This is a genomic window from Anaerobacillus sp. (assembly GCF_046314235.1).
GTDB lineage: Bacteria > Bacillota > Bacilli > Bacillales > Anaerobacillaceae > Anaerobacillus.
Genome location: NZ_JBKBWN010000024.1, coordinates 21,583 through 40,745, shown reverse-complemented (window position 1 = coordinate 40,745; position 19,163 = coordinate 21,583). Strand labels below are relative to the sequence as shown.

19 protein-coding genes and 2 pseudogenes are annotated in these 19,163 nt (G+C 36.5%); 15 read left to right on the top strand and 6 right to left on the bottom strand.

Annotated features, from left to right (window positions below; all coding sequences use genetic code 11):
* Positions 1 to 169: 169 nt before the first annotated feature.
* Positions 170 to 445, bottom strand: a complete 276-nt coding sequence (locus tag ACK4M9_RS20820) for a hypothetical protein (protein WP_409854693.1) — start codon at positions 443 to 445, stop codon at positions 170 to 172.
* 334 nt (positions 446 to 779) lie between these two features.
* Between ACK4M9_RS20820 and ACK4M9_RS20815 the strand changes: the two genes are divergently transcribed.
* The 9 genes and pseudogenes from ACK4M9_RS20815 to ACK4M9_RS20775 all read left to right on the top strand — a co-directional run bounded on the left by ACK4M9_RS20815 (position 780) and on the right by ACK4M9_RS20775 (position 6,208).
* Positions 780 to 1,148, top strand: coding sequence for a peptidylprolyl isomerase (locus tag ACK4M9_RS20815; protein ID WP_409854692.1), 369 nt, complete (start codon positions 780 to 782; stop codon positions 1,146 to 1,148).
* Between the two features lie 202 nt (positions 1,149 to 1,350).
* On the top strand, positions 1,351 to 2,376 hold the full coding sequence (locus ACK4M9_RS20810; RefSeq protein ID WP_409854690.1) for a tetratricopeptide repeat protein: 1,026 nt from the start codon (positions 1,351 to 1,353) through the stop codon (positions 2,374 to 2,376).
* 192 nt (positions 2,377 to 2,568) lie between these two features.
* Positions 2,569 to 2,799 (top strand): hypothetical protein, encoded by a 231-nt coding sequence (locus ACK4M9_RS20805; RefSeq protein ID WP_409854689.1) that lies wholly within the window; start codon positions 2,569 to 2,571, stop codon positions 2,797 to 2,799.
* Between the two features lie 68 nt (positions 2,800 to 2,867).
* Complete coding sequence (locus ACK4M9_RS20800) at positions 2,868 to 3,161, top strand: TIGR04104 family putative zinc finger protein (protein ID WP_409854687.1); 294 nt, start codon at positions 2,868 to 2,870, stop codon at positions 3,159 to 3,161.
* 129 nt (positions 3,162 to 3,290) lie between these two features.
* A complete protein-coding gene (locus tag ACK4M9_RS20795) occupies positions 3,291 to 3,695 on the top strand; it encodes a hypothetical protein (protein ID WP_409854686.1) in 405 nt (134 codons plus the stop codon).
* 66 nt (positions 3,696 to 3,761) lie between these two features.
* Complete coding sequence (locus ACK4M9_RS20790) at positions 3,762 to 4,199, top strand: hypothetical protein (protein WP_409854684.1); 438 nt, start codon at positions 3,762 to 3,764, stop codon at positions 4,197 to 4,199.
* A 788-nt stretch (positions 4,200 to 4,987) separates the two neighbouring features.
* Positions 4,988 to 5,374, top strand: coding sequence for a hypothetical protein (locus tag ACK4M9_RS20785; protein ID WP_409854682.1), 387 nt, complete (start codon positions 4,988 to 4,990; stop codon positions 5,372 to 5,374).
* Between the two features lie 166 nt (positions 5,375 to 5,540).
* A pseudogene (locus ACK4M9_RS20780) lies at positions 5,541 to 5,999 on the top strand (uridine kinase family protein); the annotation flags it as partial.
* Between the two features lie 50 nt (positions 6,000 to 6,049).
* Positions 6,050 to 6,208, top strand: a complete 159-nt coding sequence (locus ACK4M9_RS20775; protein ID WP_409854680.1) for a hypothetical protein — start codon at positions 6,050 to 6,052, stop codon at positions 6,206 to 6,208.
* A 161-nt stretch (positions 6,209 to 6,369) separates the two neighbouring features.
* Here ACK4M9_RS20775 and ACK4M9_RS20770 read toward each other — a convergent pair whose 3' ends face one another.
* From ACK4M9_RS20770 to ACK4M9_RS20760, 3 genes are all read right to left on the bottom strand, one after another.
* On the bottom strand, positions 6,370 to 6,600 hold the full coding sequence (locus ACK4M9_RS20770) for a hypothetical protein (protein ID WP_409854679.1): 231 nt from the start codon (positions 6,598 to 6,600) through the stop codon (positions 6,370 to 6,372).
* A 542-nt stretch (positions 6,601 to 7,142) separates the two neighbouring features.
* Entirely contained in the window at positions 7,143 to 7,334 is a 192-nt protein-coding gene (locus ACK4M9_RS20765) for a hypothetical protein (RefSeq protein ID WP_409854677.1), read from the bottom strand.
* Between the two features lie 233 nt (positions 7,335 to 7,567).
* Positions 7,568 to 7,672 (bottom strand): YjcZ family sporulation protein, encoded by a 105-nt coding sequence (locus tag ACK4M9_RS20760; RefSeq protein ID WP_409854676.1) that lies wholly within the window; start codon positions 7,670 to 7,672, stop codon positions 7,568 to 7,570.
* 264 nt (positions 7,673 to 7,936) lie between these two features.
* On the opposite strand from ACK4M9_RS20760, the gene ACK4M9_RS20755 reads away from it, so the two are divergent.
* The 5 genes and pseudogenes from ACK4M9_RS20755 to ACK4M9_RS20735 all read left to right on the top strand — a co-directional run bounded on the left by ACK4M9_RS20755 (position 7,937) and on the right by ACK4M9_RS20735 (position 15,958).
* Positions 7,937 to 9,097: a serine hydrolase domain-containing protein gene (locus ACK4M9_RS20755; RefSeq protein ID WP_409854675.1), complete on the top strand. Its 1,161-nt coding sequence runs from the start codon at positions 7,937 to 7,939 to the stop codon at positions 9,095 to 9,097.
* Between the two features lie 660 nt (positions 9,098 to 9,757).
* Positions 9,758 to 12,091, top strand: a pseudogene (helD, locus tag ACK4M9_RS20750) (RNA polymerase recycling motor HelD).
* A gap of 682 nt (positions 12,092 to 12,773) precedes the next feature.
* Positions 12,774 to 13,013, top strand: coding sequence for a hypothetical protein (locus tag ACK4M9_RS20745; protein ID WP_409854673.1), 240 nt, complete (start codon positions 12,774 to 12,776; stop codon positions 13,011 to 13,013).
* A 244-nt stretch (positions 13,014 to 13,257) separates the two neighbouring features.
* Complete coding sequence (locus tag ACK4M9_RS20740; protein WP_409854672.1) at positions 13,258 to 14,751, top strand: amidase; 1,494 nt, start codon at positions 13,258 to 13,260, stop codon at positions 14,749 to 14,751.
* Between the two features lie 481 nt (positions 14,752 to 15,232).
* Positions 15,233 to 15,958, top strand: coding sequence for a CPBP family intramembrane glutamic endopeptidase (locus tag ACK4M9_RS20735; RefSeq protein ID WP_409854670.1), 726 nt, complete (start codon positions 15,233 to 15,235; stop codon positions 15,956 to 15,958).
* A gap of 595 nt (positions 15,959 to 16,553) precedes the next feature.
* Here the strand turns inward: ACK4M9_RS20735 and ACK4M9_RS20730 are convergent.
* Both ACK4M9_RS20730 and ACK4M9_RS20725 read right to left on the bottom strand, forming a co-directional pair.
* Positions 16,554 to 17,258, bottom strand: a complete 705-nt coding sequence (locus ACK4M9_RS20730) for a hypothetical protein (RefSeq protein WP_409854668.1) — start codon at positions 17,256 to 17,258, stop codon at positions 16,554 to 16,556.
* Positions 17,259 to 17,426: 168 nt separating this feature from the next.
* On the bottom strand, positions 17,427 to 18,119 hold the full coding sequence (locus ACK4M9_RS20725; RefSeq protein ID WP_409854666.1) for an esterase/lipase family protein: 693 nt from the start codon (positions 18,117 to 18,119) through the stop codon (positions 17,427 to 17,429).
* 388 nt (positions 18,120 to 18,507) lie between these two features.
* Between ACK4M9_RS20725 and ACK4M9_RS20720 the strand changes: the two genes are divergently transcribed.
* Positions 18,508 to 18,975, top strand: a complete 468-nt coding sequence (locus ACK4M9_RS20720; protein ID WP_409854665.1) for a GNAT family N-acetyltransferase — start codon at positions 18,508 to 18,510, stop codon at positions 18,973 to 18,975.
* Positions 18,976 to 19,163 lie beyond the last annotated feature (188 nt).

Sequence of the window (19,163 nt, the reverse complement as noted above, 5' to 3'; positions counted from 1 at the left end):
TTTTTATAATCATGAAAGATACCAAAAAAGATTAAACGGCCTTAGCCCTATGGAATTTAGAGCTAAAGCCGCTTAAATCATTTTTATTATTTCCACTGTCTACTTGACAGGGGGCAGTTCATTTATTATGTGATCGTCTTTTTGCACTTGACTAGATAATATAGATAACTTATGGTAGTTGCTCCATCAGGTACCTCTTCCTCAAATCCACATATCCCTCAATTTCCTTCCAATACTCCTCCTCATTTTTAGGAATAGGAGACCAATCTTTATCTGGCCAATTGTTTTGGACCTCTTCGAAATTTTTCCCCTTCAAGTATTCATAATCAACTGTGCAGCCCTGCTGTTCTCTTATTGGCTTTGTGAAGATGTAGCCGTCGGACACTTCTTTTAGGGTGAAGTTTTTATAGGTCCTAGAAGCACGGGGACGGTTCTGCTGCTTCATAGGATAAGCACCACAATTATCAGTAAAATTCAAACATGCCAGATTAACTCATGTATTACGCAGTAGACTAGATACAGCGCAGCAAGGAATTAACCAACTACTCATAGATACGAGTAGTTGGTTAATTCTTTTCACACCTAATTTGTTATTTTCTGGTATGATTTATTTATGAAATTACTTTAGATTTGTGATTCGTTTCACTTAAAGTAACGAAGCAGAAGAGTTGAATAAGCAGTAATAGACTTTTTGTAATTCTGGATGGAAAATCTATCAAGAAGTGGAACTTAAAATTTTTTCAATCGTATCAAAATATTAGGGTGAAGGAGTGAAAGATTTGAAGAAAATATTTGTATTAGTATTTTTGGTATCTATTATATCAGCTTGTAATTCATCAACATTGAGTTTAAGCGAAGTTAAAAATGTACCTAATAATGTACAAGACAAAGTTGATTCCGATTTAAAACTTCAATCAATCACTGATGGTGGGAAAGGTTATTATATTGTTTTTCACTCAAGTGGAGATGTAGAAACTGATTTAGAAACAGAAGGGGATACAGTTATTATAAAGTTTAATGAAACCAATTTAGGAGAGAACGTTGTTAAGCAAAATACATTTTATCTAACAACAGACCCAGAACCCAATGTAATAGATGTTCACGTAAATGGTGAATCAACGCCTTTTGATAACGTGACAGTTCAATAACTAAATTGATGTTCCTGTATTAAGTTTAAGCGAAGAAACTTTAAAATAATGGGGAGTCCTTATTAAGCTAAAGAGTGCGATAGCTTAATAATGGTTATCGCCTTTTCTTTACCGAAGTATTGAGCAGAATACATCAGCAAATTAGTTGGTCCTATGTAACAATTTAATAATTAAATAAAATAAAATTTAGGTGATTGAAACTATGTTAGACTTTAATGAGCTTGTATTTAAGCTGAAACAGAAGAATAAAACAGAACCTAACAATACAACCATAATGAATGAACTTGCAATTGCTCTGATGGAAGTAAACGAATATGAAGAAGCTTTGTTGTATTTTGAAAAGGCTGCTCACATAAAACCTTCTATTCAATCACTTCACAATTTAGGCTACTTCTATTATACAGAGGGCGTCCCTCTAGGCGACGGAATTTGGGAGTATCGAGAAGACAAAGCTCTTGAGATTCTAAAAAAAACAATAGAACTAGAGCCTGTATCTCACTATCCGTATACGTTGCTAGGGGAAATTTATTCAGTAAAAGGGGAGTATACAAAGGCAATAGAATTACTAAAAAAGTCAATCTCTTTTCAACCTACGCTGGAAAATTTAAATAATCTTGGGGTTTGCTTATACCACACCTGTGAAATAAAGGATGCAACCAACTACTTTCGTCTTGCAAGTTTAGAAAGAGGGAATGGCAATAATAGTTTACATCCCTTACTTAGTTATGGTTACTGTTTAGCGAAATTAGGAAAACATGCAGAAGCTAGGCTTATTGTTAATGATTTAATCACACTATCTAAAGAGCCTGATTCAGATATAGAACGTGAGCAAATAGCGGATATTTTTTATGAGACGAATGATTTTGTCGAAGTTGTAAAAATTTATGCAGATACCATGTTTGAATATGCGAGTTATTGGGTTCCTCTCTATATGTATTCTCTTAATCAAATCGGTGATAAATACAAGATGAAGAAAGTTCTTGATGATGTTCTTTTAAAAACAGAGGAAAAAATTGAAGAAACACTTAATGATGATGATGTAGATTGGGATTACAAAGACAAGATGAAGTATATTGATGAATTGAGAGATGAGTTATCTTTCTATAAAAACTCATATAAAGAAATCTTAGTTGGTAAACGTCCAGCCTTAGAATATCTACCTAGCATTGAAAGAAACTGTTATCTTTTTGGTTGTACTAGACACAACAATCCAAATTGTAATGAATAAGACTGTTGAAAAAAAGTAATGAAGCGTTAACAGCCTTTATTTATTATTAAAAAGATAGATGTACGAGATTGCGAAACTACAAACTTAAACTAAAGGATGCTTTAGTTGAGGAACTGTTGTAACGGCAGTTCCTACTGTTGTTCAAGTACGAGCAGAGCGTATACATTTGTAGTTAATCATAGGGGTGAAAGAATGACCAAAGATGAGTTTAAAGAATTTCAAGAACGAATTGGTTGGGGAGAAGAATTTAATTTCTATTATAGAGATGCAGAATATTGGATTAGTCAAAATTCAGATGGATATTATTTAACAAAAGTTAAAGGTGCTATTACCCAGAAGTTTAATACAAGTGAACAGCTTTTCGAACTGGGGACAGTTGGGGGTAAACAATTAACAGAAATATTCGGGGAAATAGATTGGTAATACATTTTATCAAAATTCGTTACCGATATTGAAGTACCCAATGCTTACTAAAAATCAAGGAGGAAGTAATGAAGTTGCCAAAATGTAATGTGTGTAACCATCAATTTGGATGGAAAAAGACCTACAAATCACTCTGTAAAAGTAAGACAATACATTGCGAAGAATGTGGAACGGAGCTTAAAGCAACTAATAATGGAATGCTTATTTTGTTAGTAATAATACCAATGATGGTAACAGGTATTATTACTAATAGGGATGATTCTGATTTTTATTTTGCTATTAGCTTAGGAGCGAGTGTTTTTGTAGGTCTTTTAATTACATTACTTTTACCCTATTTAATAAAATACAGTTCAGACAAGTAACTTTTCAACTAACGAAGGCAATAGTTTAACAAGGTGTTGCTGCCATTGATGTGCTAACGAGCAGAAGAGTTGAATAAAATTTCTAAAATCGAATGCTTTAGGCAACTTTATTATTTGGAGGGGTAAAGGTTGAATTATCTATTAAAGTGCATTATGTGGATTTTTTTCCTACTTAGTTCAGCGTGGCTTTTCGAAACATCCTGGGGATGGGAAAATACCACATTTTGGTCTACAACACCATTTTTACATTTTTTATCAATTGTAACGCCAATATCGATACTAATTTTGTTTGGGGTTCTTCTTGGTGGAGGGCATTTGATTAAAGAGTTAAAAGCAGATGGAAGATGGAAAATTAACTTTAAAATGATGATTACGCTTGGCATCTTACCACTTGGAATAGTTCTACTCCTATTAACTTTTTATGTAAAAGGTTTAGTGGATTTAGGTAGATTTAATCATATCTATTTACGGAACTTTGCTTTGATTTTATGTGGTTACTATATTTCCCATAGCATACATAAAGTAAAAAAATAATTATCGCTATTGAAGTAATGAAGCAGGTTTGTTAAATAGTAACGACAAAGAAAGGAGGGATTTAATTTGAAAAATAAATCATCAACAATACTAATTATATTATCAGTTTTGATTGTTATTGGTGGTATGGTTCTTAATTTTAATGAGTTTTTAATGGGAAGCCCTGCAACAATAAAGAATGTAATTGTCACATGTGCTTATATACTATTTTGGATTCTAATTTTAATCATTGGTATAAAAAATAAGGACAGTGGAGTAATGAAGTATTGTTCTATATTTTGGATGTTAACACTGCTTACTGCCCTTATAACTGGATATGTTAATGTAACAGACGCTAACATTGATTTTGTAATTATTTTTGTGATTTTACTCTTAGGACAATGGTATGGTATCAAGTTTATTGTTGGGAGCTTTCTTACTGCTTCAATTATAATTGCTGTTATATCTTTAATTATGTTTATTATTTCCGACACCTATTACACCCATTGCGATACAATAATATAAGACACCAAGACCTCGACTTATCCCATCGGTTTCAGTTAAGTACCACCAGACACTTCCTAAACTTAAGATAGCAACATTTAATAAAAAACCCGATAGAAACGGTATCAAAAATTTTTCAGTCCTTTTCATTTGAAGCCGTCCTATAATTATCGAAACCACCAATGAAATTATCATCAATCCAAAATATATAAATAGCTTCATATTTTCCCCGCCCATCTAACACTCGTAATAATTTCATTACCTTTTATCTAATCTACTCGTTAAACGACTGGCATTTCCTGTTCCGCTAAAGCTTAATATCAAACAGTAATTTACTGATATTTGTTTGTATCTTTGATTGAAAAAACACATTTATAGTAATGGCGCTAGAGGTGGTTGAAAGTGTGATGGAGGCCCATATACCGACATTGTTAGGGTTTTTAACAATAGTTTACTATATAAACTTCTTAGAAAGTAAAGTTGGAATTAGTAGTAAGTTAATCTGGATTAGAAATATAATTCTTTCCTTAATATTGGCTGGCATTTATTTTTCTTTATACAAGTAAACTCACAATTCTCTCAATAATCAGGGTGTTTAAGTTGTACAATTAATAAACAGATTAGTAGGCTTCCAGATTTTTTGAAAGCCAATTCCATTATAAAAAACAACATTAAATATTAATAGAGCCATTTAGATACCACTATATATTCACGAAGCAATTTATTAGGAGCAAATGTGTTTTTAATTCAACTAACGGAAGCGATAGCACAGTGGTTCAGCGTGAAAGGAGATGGTTTAAATAAAAAACTTGAGTAGGTTATTACTTATCATTCTTATGTCAGTAATGTTTTTGGGTTGTTCGGCAAATGAAGTAATTCGTATTGGTACTCCATTCAATGATAAAAGGGGCGAGGGCGTAGATTTTCATACAGAAGTTACTGATACGGAAGCAATAACTAAGGTGCGAACTATCATTAATAACTTAGAGGAAATAGAAGAGCCACTTTATTTAAAGGATATTGCTGATGTTTTTATATCGTTAGATAGATTAGCAGACAGTGTTACTGAAATAAGACGATATATTTGGTATCAAGATGATGGTAGTGCGATTTTATATGGTGATGGAAATGCTAAATATTACAATATGACAGAGCAACAACACAACGAGTTGAAAAGAATATTAGAGGAAAGTTAATGTGTCTTGTTAAGCTAACGAATGCGACAGCTGAATAAAGGTTATCGCATTCCCTTGTTAAAATAACAAGGCAGAATACATCAATAGCGGAAATCTAAAAGTGTGGTGATAGAGTGAATTTCAAAAAAAAGGTGAATTTAATACTTTAGAACAGTTAGTTAGGTCAATTGATTCAATTTCTAAAAAACAATCAACCTTATTAATTGGAATAGATGGATGTGGGGGTTCAGGAAAAAGTACATTCGCAAAAGAATTGAAGGATAAATGTTCTAATGTAACTATTGAACATATGGATGATTTTTATTTACCATCCTCACAAATTATAAAAACACATCCAGAGAATAAGCCAGTAGGTGCAGATTTTGATTGGAAACGTGTATTAAATCAAGTTCTTGAAGCTATTAGTCAAAACAAAGAAGGACATTATCAACGATATGATTGGGAGAATGATGATTTAGCAGAATGGCATACTGTTCCCACTGGGGGTATTGTCATAATAGAGGGTGTTTATTCTATTCGTAAGGAATTAGCTAAAAAATACGATTTTACTATTTGTGTTGATTGTCCACGAGAACTAAGGCTTTTACGAGGTCTTGAAAGGGACGGAGAAGAGGCGCGTGATATGTAATCGGGGCGTCACAGTGACTTAATATCGAAACAAAGCCTAAAGAGAGTGTGATCATTGAAGCAACAGCCATTGACCTTAAGCTTTTGTATAGCCTGTTAACTGGAGACGAAAAAGAAATAAAAGGAACAAAGAATGATATTTATGAGGCGATCTTCCGTAATATTCGTGCTAGAAGAAGAGGGGAAGCGTTTATGAAGACAGTGTGATAGACGAATCTATTTGAAGGTCTAAAAGGTTTAATTCCAAAGACTTTAAGGAGCTCGTTTCCAAAAAACGGCTTCTTTTTTTGTAGTATAGCAAAAATGAAAAAGAGGGTCCATGTCTTATACAAGCGACCCTCTACTTATATGATTTTTAGAATTAAGGATTATTGCTGTTGTTGGAGGAGTTTAATTTTTTGTTCGTGTCGCAAGGTCTTTGTGGCTACCCAGTGTAATGTTTCCAGTGTTTCGGAGAGTTCTGTACTTTTCCCGTCAACTTTCTTTTCAAGTTCGTCAAAGCGACTATCCATGCGGATTTCTAGGTTGTCAATTCGTTGGTTCAATTCTTGAGCATTTTCATTAATTGCTAGAAGGATCATCTTTAAAGTAACTTCCATCTTTTTTCACCTCCTTTTCTACGTTAAATTATAAATTTAACGTAGAAAAAAGTAAATGGTAATCATAGTCTGAGAACTATGTCATTTTCCGGTGCCTGGCACTCCTCGAAATAATTAACAAAATAACAGACAAAGAGGTATGGCTAAAGTTTAATTATCAGCATCAAACAAACAATTGAAAATGGAGTGATTAGATGAGGTTTACGACTTCCGGTGCTTGGCACTCCTCGAAAAGTCTTGTTTCACACCCATGTTTTGAAATCTTCACAGTGACAACCCGAAAAATCTTGTTTAACAATGAGCGCTTATGAAACAAGAAAATTCGGGGCGTCACTGTGACTTAATATTTATAAGTTCAGTCTTCTGCAAAGGGACCTAGAAAAACTACTGTATTACGCAGTAGACTAGATACTGTGAAATAAATTTATTCTTTGGAGAAAGAAGTAAAAAAGAGCTTTTTTTCAGCTCTTTTTATTCGTTAAAGCAAAGTGAGTGCACTTATAATTTGCTAATTTTATGTTATAGTTGTATCAATTTTGTTTTTAGAAAAAACGTCTTAAAAGAAGAAGAGATGTGATTAGAAAGAAGGGAATAAATATCCTTCTAAAGGGTGATGTGCGAAGAAATAAACCTCTTTGTTGATTTACACCTTCGATAATTCCTGTATGAATTCCACCATAAGTATCTCTAATTTCTACCATTTGTCCTTGATACGCCATTGCTAATTGGTCCATTAAATCTTCACCTCCGTTCCAAAAGTGTTACTATACTTTATGTTTTAGTTATAGGGAGGTTTGGACGAATTATATCGGTTATATATACATTTAAGTATTTAGGATATTGTACATTACGAAACTGACGAGTAAGACCAATTATTCACAGTTACAAAGAGGTGAATTATACAAAGAAGAATTAAGTGAAAAAAAAGCGAACACTTATGAAGAAGCATTCGCATCAAAAAAGGTTTCTAATAATGTGATCTAACGAAAGCCGTGCCAACAATAATCAATAAAATGAACAAGACAACGATTAACGCAAAATTATTGTCTCTTCTGTGACCATAACCACTCATGAAGTTTCACCTCCATATATACAGGATTATTTTACTTTATGTATTGTCTGGAAATATGTCTGGACGAACTATGTATGGCAAAAAAACATTTTATGTAATTAAAGAAAAAAGTGAATTTATTGCTCAGTACAACCATACTATTCAATAGAAATTTCACCTTTTTGGTTCAGACATAAACTTCAAGACCTTTTTAATAAAGGAAAGGATTTCCACTAGTAAATAGAGAATTTTACTATTGTAATGAAGATTTAAGGAGTGAGGGTAATGAATCATTTTCAAGAAAAGCTACAGCCTCTTTTAAGAAGCTTTGTTGAAAGAGGTCCTGTTGGATGTGCATTAGCAGTTCATCGTGAAGGAGAAAGACTTTTTGAGGATTATGTCGGATATGCAGATCTTGAAACGAAAAAGGAAATTACAACCGATACGATTTACCGTATTTATTCGATGACAAAGGTTGTTACCTGTACAGCAGCACTCATGTTATATGAGAAAGGACTGTTTTTACTCAATGATCCATTAGAAGAATATTTGCCTGAATTCAAAAATCCAAATGTGTATCGGGAAACTGAGTCAGGAGAAATTTACACCACTAAAGCATCAAGGTCAATAACGGTAAAAGATTTATTTACAATGACTTCAGGGTTAACGTATCCTGGAGAAGGGAATGAAACCGAACGTCATGTGGCGAGAGTTCTAATGGAAATAGATCAAAGAGGGGAAAAAAGGACAACTCGTCAATTATCTCAGACTTTAGCTAGCATCCCATTAGCCTTTGATCCTGGAACGAGATGGCATTATGGATTAAGTCATGATGTACTAGGAGCGTTTATTGAGGTGCTAACCGGTAAAAGCTTTGGGGAATTTTTAAACGAAAAGATTTTTGAACCTTTGAAAATGGAGGATACCTTTTTCCGCATTCCAGAATCAAAAAAGGATCGTCTTTGCTCCTTCTATAATCGTGATGATCAAGGGAATTTTATAAAGAACACAACAATGGATAGTAATATTCAAGCCGATGCGAAATTTGAGAGTGGCGGTGGTGGTTTACTGTCTACACTTCATGATTACAGTCGCTTTGCTCAAATGCTGGCAAATGACGGGACACTTGATGGTGAGCGCATCATTGGAAGGAAGACAATCGATTTAATGGCAACGAATCATCTTCGCCCAGAAAATCGTGAAAACTATAATTGGAATTATCTCTCAGGGTACGGGTATGGCTTAGGTGTAAGAGTCATGTCTGATCAGGCATTAGGCGGGGCGAATAGTTCACTTGGAGAATTTGGTTGGTCAGGTATGTTAGGTACATGGGTGTCTATTGACCCGAAAGAAAAAGTCTCAGCTGTCTATATGCAGCAAATGTTACCTAACCTAGAAGGCTATCACCAACCAAGATTGCGTTCTGTCATCTATGGTGCACTTTAACAGTTTTTATTGAAGCTGATTAGTCGTTTTTTAGACAAAACAGATTTCATAATGTCGTTCTTCCGGCACTCCCCGAAGAAACTTGTTCCACACTTAGGTTTCACAAACCTATCATAACCAACATTAAAAATATTTTTACAAGAGGCAGTATATAAAACGCCTCTTAATTTTTTCCGACTGGTGTATTGAAGCCATGATCAGAGGAGTTAATGCTACTATTATTCATTTGCGATTGATCATTCCTTTGGTTCCGATTTTGAAAGAATAAAATAAAAGTTGCAATTTATCTCTGAGCTGTTTGCAGTTCCGTTAAGCAAGCCAATCTATTAAAATAGAAGACTTAGCGTACACTCGCGTAATGGTGGCGGTCTGTATATAAAAAAGAGAAGAGTAGTATTTTACGTCAAAACGTTAATACTACTCTTCTCATATATTGAATGTCAGGATCGTTCAATTGAAAATGCTTCAGCAAAGTTTTATGTTTAAAAGATAGGCCATATTATTTACAATACATTGAAAAGAAAACGATATTATGGTACCTTTATATAAATGTATATTATAGTATATTGAATTTGGCTATATTTAACCTATTATAATTATACATTATAGTCGCTGCACTAGTCAACCTTTTTATCAAAATCTTATGTAAGGAGTGTTTGGATGAATTCGGAACTTCAGCAGGAGCAAAAACGAGTAGACTGTGTAATGGAGACAATTACGGAGGAAATACACAGATTGGAAGAAGAAACTGCCAAGAGTAAGAATGAAGTGGTTCAGATCCGCAAGCACTTTTGGGATGAAGTCAAGGTGAGTACGGATACCTTTGATGATTACCTCGAGACTATTATCGGCTTACGGCAAGAGGCACAAGCTCTCTCTGTTAGTCAAAGCACTCATCGGCATGCATCTAAGCGTTTAGCGACGCTGCGCCGAATGCAAGAGGTTCCCTATTTTGGAAGGATTGATTTTGTCGAAGAAGGAAACGCAACGGATGAAAAATTCTATATTGGTATCTCTTCACTTCAGGATAGTAATGGAGAAGATTTCCTGATTTACGACTGGAGGGCTCCTGTCTCAAGCATCTACTACGATTACCAGCCGGGTCCGGCCAAGTATGAAACACCTGGAGGCACAATCGAAGGTGTTTTGGAGAAAAAGTGGCAATACCTTATTCGCAGAGGTGTTCTTCAATCGCTGTTTGATACGAGTCTCACCATTGGAGACGAGATTTTACAACAGGTTTTGGGTAAAGGTACCGACAAACAAATGCACAATATCGTAGCGACCATTCAAAAAGAGCAAAACCATATCATCCGTCATGACCGCGGGAGGCTATTGATTGTACAAGGTGCAGCAGGAAGCGGGAAAACATCGGCTGCTATGCAGCGAATTGCTTATTTGCTCTACAAATATCGAGATCATCTAAATGCTGACCAAATCATTCTGTTTTCTCCTAATTCCTTGTTTAGTAGTTACGTGTCCAATGTACTGCCAGAACTTGGTGAAGAGAATATGCAACAGGTCACATTTCAGGAATACTTGAATCATCGTCTGGGTGAAGAGTTTCAAGTTGAAAATCCTTATGAGCAATTGGAATATGTTTTAACTGCGACGACTACGCCTTCGTACAGGTCTAGGCTTATCAGTATCCGATTTAAAGCATCTACCCGATTTTTTGAGGCGATCCAATCATATAGACAGTCACTTGAATTATCAGGAATGCAGTTTAAGGACATTACCTTCAGAGGAAAGCCGATTGTTACTGCACAACAAATAGCAGATCGTTTTTACAGTCATGATACTTTACTCCGCTTTCATAATCGACTTGAAAAATTGAGGGATTGGCTTCTTGTAAAAATAAGGGAAGTCCAAAGGGTTGAAAGAAATAAGTCATGGGTACAGGATGAAATCGAGCTGCTAAGTAACGAAGAATACCATAAGGCACATCGTTACTTAGCGGAAAAACGAGGCTTTAAGCGAGAGGCGATTGCAGACTATGAGATGGAACCAAATTCACTTGCCCAATTGATTGTTCGCCAAAAATTGAAGCCGTTACAAAAACGCATCCGAGCCTATCGTTTCATTGACTTTAAGGGGATGTATAAGCAGCTCTTTTTTGATCCCGCCCAGATCCAACGTTTGATCGGGTAAACACCAGTAAGGTGGACGGATATTTGTCAAACGACGCTAGAAATGCTAGATGAAGATAAACTATTTCACGAGGACGCTACGCCGTTTTTACTTTTGAAAGAGCTGATCCAAGGCTTTCAAACGAACAGTTCAATCAAACACATCGTTGTTGATGAGGCCCAGGATTATTCTCCTTTTCAATTTGAATTTTTAAGACGTTTGTTTCCAGCCGCAAAGATGACAGTGCTTGGCGACTTTAATCAGGCGATATTCGCCCATGCTAATGAAATGGTTGATTTCAACACACTTAGCAGCCTTTACGGATTAAATGAAACGAAATTGATCAATATTACAAGGAGTTACCGATCTACCAAACCAATCATTGAATTTACACGAAGACTTGTTCCTAATGGAGATAAGGTTGTTCCTTTTGAACGTGACGGCGAGAAACCCGTGCTTAAACAAGTCGCAGATCACGGAGAATTGCACAGCTGCATTGCCTCCAAAGTCGCAGAATTACAAAGTCTTGGGCTAAATAGTATTGCGATCATATGCAAATCTGCAGAGGAAAGTATCATTGCCTATGAAGCCTTGTCTGGCATTGATGAAATAAAACTCTTAAAGAGCAACTCGAGTGAATATGTGCAAGGAGTTGTAGTAGTGCCAACGTATTTGTCCAAGGGTATCGAATTCGATGCTGTCATCATTTATGATGCATCTAAGCTTGCATACGGTGATGAGAGCTTACGCAGAGTTTTCTACACTGCCTGCACCAGAGCTATGCATTATTTGTATATTTACAGCGTAGGAGAACCGAGCCCATTTTTACAAAAGGGATTGCGGGAAGGTTTCATCCAAGCTTAAGAAGCAAGGGGAAGCAAGGGGACGGTTCTGTTGCTTCCTAATTTAGTAAAACTATAGATAAAAGAACATAAGTTCGTTATAATTATTATATGTAATTACATTAAGCGGATGGGCGGTTGACCATCTCCCGAAAGAAGGGAGGTGGGGGTAATGACGACATATGAAGCAATTATTGTAGCACTTCAATCAAATTTAGTTTTGATAGGGGTTGTATCATTGATCATAGTCATCGTCAAAGACAGAAAAAAGTAACCGTCCAGCGCCCCGACAAAGGTTAGGATGTTACTTTTTTCAGTAATAAACAATATTTTGGTCACCCTGCTACCTTCCTGAGTGACTTCTTTGCAAAGCATGCGACGAGTAATCGCAGGAGCAGCAGTAGCGGATGTAATTGCTTGACCGGACGTTGGAGCGTTCGGTCTTTTTATTCTCTGTCTGTTTATGATTAGATTATACACTAATACGTAGTTTTTAATCAATTATTGAGGAGAAGCAACAGCTCCGTCCCGGCGCTTCCTATTTTTTTAGGTTAGGGTATCGCCAAGTAAATGGATATTTATGGTGTTATAATAAAGTAAAAATTATTAATCTAGTTTTGAAAATCTACGTAAATGGTAGATAAGAATGTAAAGTAAAACTATTCCAATGAAAAATAAAAGATGAGAGATAGGAGCTAAGCACTGTGAATTTTGCTAGTGAGAAAAAAACTGGTGGGAAATGGAGATTTATTTTTAAATATGGTATTGCATTTGGTATTTGTGGTTCTATTCTGATTTTTATATTAGATGTAATTTTTGGGAAAATTACAGAAGATACATATACTATAGTGATAGCAGAAATTTTAATCCGTGCTATTTTTTATACTTCTTTTGGTATGCTTTTAGGATATATAGCTTGGAAGGGAAGAAAGCATTCCAAGTAAATGGCTTGACAGGTTGGTGGGAAGCAAGGGGACGGAGCTGTTGCTTCTTTCGTTTCGCAAAACGAAAAGATACAAAGCCCGTCATGTCGCTTCCTTTCATTTTTCCGTCAGGTAAATAAAAACATCGCAGGTATGCAAACGCTTAAAAATCTGATAATAATGAGCGAATATTGAGATAATTAAGCAGGGATACACCGTGACGATCACGAAATACTCCCTATCGTAACTGTTAGGGGGGATTTTTTTGTTAGGAGAGACGTACAAAAACTATGATGCACTTGGATTAGCCCAATTAGTTCAAACGAAACAAGTAAAACCTGAGGAGTTAGTGGAAGAAGCCATTAAGCAAATTGAAACGCTAAATCCAACCTTACATGCGGTGATAGATAAGTTTTATAAACGAAATTCGAACCTCGTTAGTGCGAATGAAAAGGGGAGATTTTCTGGCGTACCGATGCTTGTTAAAGATATTACCCAAGCGGTGAAGGGCGAGCGCATCACGTCAGGGTCAAGGGCATTTAAAGATTATGTTGCCAAGGAAGACTCATATTTTGTAGAAAAGCTACGGAACACAGGGGCAATAATGTTAGGATCTACAAATGTTCCTGAATTTGCCTTAATGGCGGTTACCGAGCCTGCTTTTCATGGAGTGACAAGAAACCCCTGGAACAAAGCTTACACACCAGGTGGTTCTAGCGGTGGCTCAGGTGCTGCTGTAGTATCAGGAATGGTTCCATTGGCAGGAGCTAATGACGGTGGTGGCTCCATTCGAATTCCAGCTGCTTATTGTGGACTTTTCGGTCTAAAACCGACAAGAGGGAGAACTCCAGTAGGGCCAACAGTGGGCAGAAATTGGCAAGGAGCTTCCGTTGACCATGTCCTTACTAGATCAGTGCGGGATAGTGCGGCGATGCTTGACGAACTACAAGGTAATGCAAAAGGGGCGGCATTCCACGCACCACCTTTTACAGGCAGTTATTTAGAGATACTAAACCAACTATTGAATCAAAAGTTAAGATTTGCGTTTTCTGTGCAGTCACCACTTAGTACAGACGTTCATCCAGAGTGTAAGGATGCCGTTCTAAAAACGGTTAAAATGCTCGAACAAATGGGACACATCGTCGAGGAAAAAGACGCACCAATCGATGGCAAGAAAATTGCTAATAGTTATTTAATGTTGTATTTCGGGGAAGTTGCGGCAACCCTTGCTGAGCTTGAAGGTGTCATTGGCCGAAAAGCTAGGTTTGCTGATGTAGAGCCATCTACTTGGCTATTAGGGCAAATTGGTCAATCTGTGTCTGCAGGAGATTTTGTCACTAGTTTAAAAGAGTGGGATAAAGCGGCTTTTGCGATGGAAAGCTTTCATGAGACGTATGATTTTTACATTACGCCAACAACGGCCCAACCACCTGCAAAAATTGGAGAACTCGCACTAACCTCCGCCGAAAAAACCATTGTTAGTCTTGTCAGTAAAATAGGACTTACGAAGTTACTATTAAAAACGACCTTCGTAGACAAGCTTGCTGAAACAAGCTTAATGCGGACACCGTTTACCCAGTTAGCCAATTTAACCGGCCAGCCGGCCATGTCAGTACCGCTTCATTTAACAAAGGAAGGCTTACCTTGTGGAGTTCAATTTATGGCAGCTAGAGGTGGGGAAGATCGCCTCTTCCAACTAGCTGGTCTGTTAGAACAAACCGAGTATTGGTTAGATTGTAATCAGCATATCAAAACTTGATTTTTTCTTAGAATTTCAGAGGCAAAAAGACAAGCTATAAAACTTAGGCCTTTAACAAGAGATGATATTCATTTTGTAATAAGCTGGAGTAAGGACAATATTTTTATTGTGCCGCTAAAGTCTGGGGAAAATAGGAACCGAAAAGAACTCTCTAGTTAGTTGCGTCGTTGGGTAAATAATAAAGCTTAATTTTTCATTTAAAAGGACAATACTCCAGTAGCTCCGTTATAATCAATAGAATAGAAGTTAGGTAGATAAGAACTATGGCTTTGGCTGTAGTTCTTATTAATTTATGAACGGAAAAATTTCACTTACAGATATAAGAATTACATAAATTTTATTTCAATACACTAGTAAGAAAGAAGAAGTTATTATTACAACGCTATAGTACTAATAACTTACGTAGTTTTAATAAAGTTTGTTGTTTTAAGAGGATTGTTCAAGAAAATGGCAAATTATATAAAAGAGGGGAGTGAAGTTTATGGAACTTGGTTTTTGGTTGGTCATCTTCTTTGCGTTATTATATGAACCGATCATCGGGTATTTTGATTTCAGAAAATTTAAAGTTAATGTGAGAGGAAATGAAAATGCGAGGTTAAAATTTTATCAAAATACAATCATTGGTCTTTGGATTCCAACTTTATTCATATTACTCTTAGTTATTTTTACAGAATTAACTTTAAAAGATATTGGTCTATCTGCCCCACAAATTAACACTGATACTTTAGGAGTATGGGTGACGTATGGTGCGCTTGCTTTAGTGGCTATCTACTTTGTTGGAATTTTGTATTATTCGGTTGGTTATCACTTTAGCGATAAGATTAAAGCAAAATTGACACAGGTAAACCAGAAAGAATGGGAGAATGTCAGTTTTTCAGAAATATTGCCCGTTACTGACAAAGAGAAGAGAGTCTGGAATTATGTTTCGTTAACTGCTGGGATTACGGAAGAGATCATCTATAGGGGGTTTCTTATTTTTGCTTTAGGTTATTTATTTCCTGATGTCTCTATTTGGTTTGTTATCGTCTTTTCTTCACTTTTGTTTGGATTAGCTCATACCTATCAAGGGTTTGTTAGCGGAGTTTTAAGAACAACTGTGTTTGGATTAATCTTTTCTATTCTCTATATTGGCATTGGTTCAATTTTGCCGCTCATTGTCTTTCATTTCTTGATTGACTATCTAGCAAAATTGGGGGAAGTGAAGTGACAAGATTGAGTTAGAGAGGTTGTCAATTTCTATCATTCTTTTTAACGTGTCCCATGTGCCCTTTACGTTGCTTACTTCATGCTAAAGGGAACGTGGCGTTGTCCCATGTGCCCTTTATGTTGATTACTTCGTGCTAAAGGTAACGTGGCGGCTGCCCACGTGCCCTTTACGTTGCTTACTTCATGCTAAAGGGAACGTGGCGTTGTCCCATGTGCCCTTTATGTTGACTACTTCATGCTAAAGGTAACGTGGCGGCTGCCCATGTGCCCTTTACGTTGACTACTTTATGCTAGAGGTAACGTGGCGGCTGCCCATGTGCCCTTTATGTTAATTACTTCATGCTAAAGGGAACTTGGTGGTGAAATTACTTAAAGAACAGAGTGTTTTATTTTATGTTCGTTAGACACTTTTATATGAAAAAATTAGAGTATGAAGAAATATACCATTGTTTACCAAAAAGGTAAAATAAGCCTCTATTCCATCTTTGAATAGAGGCTTTCGAAATTGTTATTCCGTGGGAACGAAGGGACGGAGCTGCTGTTGCTTCTTTCGTTTCGCTAAACGAAAGAAGCACAAGAACCGTCCCGGCGCTTCCTTAATAAGCATTACCTTGATCATCAATATAAATAGATTTAATTACCGTACGTTGGAACTTGTCTCCTGATGGGCTTACGCCTTCAATATCAACAGTGATGTTATAGGCACCTTCACCACGGTCAGGGATTGTTACTTGGTTATTTACATTATGCTTTTGGTTTTGTCTAAAGTCTCTCATTTTTTGACCAATTTGTTTGTTGGTGTTACCTTTACCTGGAACAAAATCAATTTCATAAAACAACTTGAATGGCGTGTTGCCTCGATTTTTTCCAGGTTCGTAGTCTACAATATATCTCCAGTTTTTCTTATTTCCATCTTCTACAAACTTAAGTTGTTTGTTTAATTTCGAGTCAAACTTAACAAGTAGCGCGTAGGCTGAAGTTTCATTTGTATGTGTTCGGATCTTCCATTCACCTTTCTTTGGATTTTCAATCTCAATAAAGTGATGCCATGCTCCGTTAAAGTATTCAGTGTCTTGAACACCAACTACTTCATATGTTTTACGTTCGTTATTTCCAGCTCTTACTAGTTCTACAGAGTCTAATTTTGTAGCGCTCATCCAGTTAATCGTAATCGTCTTCACATCATTTTCTACGAAAAATGTTTCTTCAGCTTTTCCGTATTGTGCACCACCGCGAATTAGTAAATCAATTTCTTCTGATGCTATTTTGTCATAGAAGTATTCAAGAGCTGCTTCTTGCATAGGCTTTGTTGTTGTTACTCTATCTCTAAAAAGTGGAAGTGCGTTTGACCCTTGGTGTACTTCACCATGATTCCAGTTACGAACTGCTAGTTCATTCGCATATGGAAGGCGTGTACTTACAACGGAAACAACGCCATCGCTAGGCCCGGAGATAAATGTACCGCCCCACTAATAGTTAGAGAAAAAAGGACCAGCTCGGTTACCTGCGATCGTGTAATAACGGTTTTGGTTCACTTCCCAACGATTGTCAGTAATTGCTCGGAAGTGGTTCATTACACCAGTTTGTAAGCTTCTTGTTCCTTCGCTATTTTGCCCTATTAAGGCTGCTAGCCAACCTAAAGATGAGCTATTTGCTAAGTCAGCCAATTCACTTCCCCAGTGAGGAGAACCTATTGTTACGACATCAGATACTAAATGGTGTTTTCCTTCGTGAATTAAGGCAACTTGAGCATCAACGCCACCTTTACTATAGCCCACAATAACTAGCTTCTTACCGCCAAAGTATTCAGAAATCTGCTCTAACTGATTGGCTAAGATTGCACCGTTGTCCCAATAACTTTTCGGCGTTCCACCTGAGTCGTAGAGTTCAACAAAGGCCGTTTCAAAGCCATTTTGTCTCGCTAAATCATACATATTGTTTCCTTGATACCAAGTCGTTGAGTTGTTCGTTAATCCTTGGACAAATACTAGCACGGGCTTTTCTGGGTTAGGCTCAGCAGGCAAAGTACCAATGTGGATCGTTCCAGGTTGATTTCCTTGTCCTATTGTCTCGTGAAAGTGAGAACTTGCAAGTGACTGAAATGCTAAGGTAAATAGGAGTGTGATTGTTAAAGAGATGCTGAAAAGTTTTTTTCTCGTCAAATTTAATTCCTCCTCTTAATTGAAAGGTAGTCAAACTAAATTCAAGTTCACCCCCTTTTTAATATTCAGAAAGTTAAAATTATAATATATTTATTCTCTATAAACCCATATAAAACCTATCAAGACGGCGTTCTTTCTGTAAATACTTTCCAACATAAAGTGAGGTTTTTTTCGTATATACATGAGAAAGTAACAAATTTTTCGTAGGAAGCAAGGGGACGGTTCTGTTGCTTCTTTCGTTACGCTAAACGAATGGAAGAGCCGTCACGCTGCAATGTGATAAATCACATTCTTTGAGCTTGTTAATTTATTTACTCTATTAAAAGCAAAGGAAATTGCATGGATTTGGTGTAAAATAAGAACAACAAGTTAGATTGGAGAAATCTTTATGAAAATTAAAACCGTTTGTACTTGGGACGATGAACTTTGGCAGGACGTGAGCCCACTCTATATGGAGGCATTTGGTGAAAAGGGGGCTAAGCACATTAAGATTATCAAAAATATGTTTGTACAAGGAATTGCCGAGCTTCATGTGGGGTACAACAACTCCGTAGCGGTTGTTATGGCCCTCACAGGGAAGCTTTTATCTGATGGTGTGATGATCATTGACTATTTGGCAGTAGCTGAAAAAGAGCGGGGACAGGGACTTGGCAAACATTTTGTTATGTACCTGCGACAGAAAGCACTTGCTAAGGGTATTCAGAAAATAATTATTGAGGCCGATTCAGAGGAAACACCAGAAAATACAAAGCGTATCCAATTTTGGCAATCATGCGGTTTTCTTCTTACCGAGTATGTCCATCACTACATCTGGGTACCAGAAACATACCAGGCTACTAATTACCGATTCGCCTAGAGTAACGGGAGAAGAACTGTTTGTGTATATTAATACCTTTCACCGGCTATCGTTTCGTGGTGGTGGGAAGAAGGAAGAGTAGAGTTTTCTTCTTGCTTGAAAGGAAGAACGAAGGCTATGTAACCTCGTTCTTTTTTTCATGAGGTTATGTCAGGCACTTGACTTTTTATTTTAGATTATAAAACTAT

Coding starts and splice junctions, on each gene's coding strand:
- ACK4M9_RS20765 (WP_409854677.1), bottom strand. CDS start 7,334: ATGGACCAATTAGCAATGGCGTATCAAGGACAAATGGTAGAAATTAGA.
- ACK4M9_RS20800 (WP_409854687.1), top strand. CDS start 2,868: ATGAAGTTGCCAAAATGTAATGTGTGTAACCATCAATTTGGATGGAAA.
- ACK4M9_RS20730 (WP_409854668.1), bottom strand. CDS start 17,258: ATGCAAGAAGCAGCTCTTGAATACTTCTATGACAAAATAGCATCAGAA.
- ACK4M9_RS20760 (WP_409854676.1), bottom strand. CDS start 7,672: ATGAGTGGTTATGGTCACAGAAGAGACAATAATTTTGCGTTAATCGTT.
- ACK4M9_RS20720 (WP_409854665.1), top strand. CDS start 18,508: ATGAAAATTAAAACCGTTTGTACTTGGGACGATGAACTTTGGCAGGAC.
- ACK4M9_RS20735 (WP_409854670.1), top strand. CDS start 15,233: ATGGAACTTGGTTTTTGGTTGGTCATCTTCTTTGCGTTATTATATGAA.
- ACK4M9_RS20810 (WP_409854690.1), top strand. CDS start 1,351: ATGTTAGACTTTAATGAGCTTGTATTTAAGCTGAAACAGAAGAATAAA.
- ACK4M9_RS20755 (WP_409854675.1), top strand. CDS start 7,937: ATGAATCATTTTCAAGAAAAGCTACAGCCTCTTTTAAGAAGCTTTGTT.
- ACK4M9_RS20820 (WP_409854693.1), bottom strand. CDS start 445: ATGAAGCAGCAGAACCGTCCCCGTGCTTCTAGGACCTATAAAAACTTC.
- ACK4M9_RS20805 (WP_409854689.1), top strand. CDS start 2,569: ATGACCAAAGATGAGTTTAAAGAATTTCAAGAACGAATTGGTTGGGGA.
- ACK4M9_RS20770 (WP_409854679.1), bottom strand. CDS start 6,600: ATGGAAGTTACTTTAAAGATGATCCTTCTAGCAATTAATGAAAATGCT.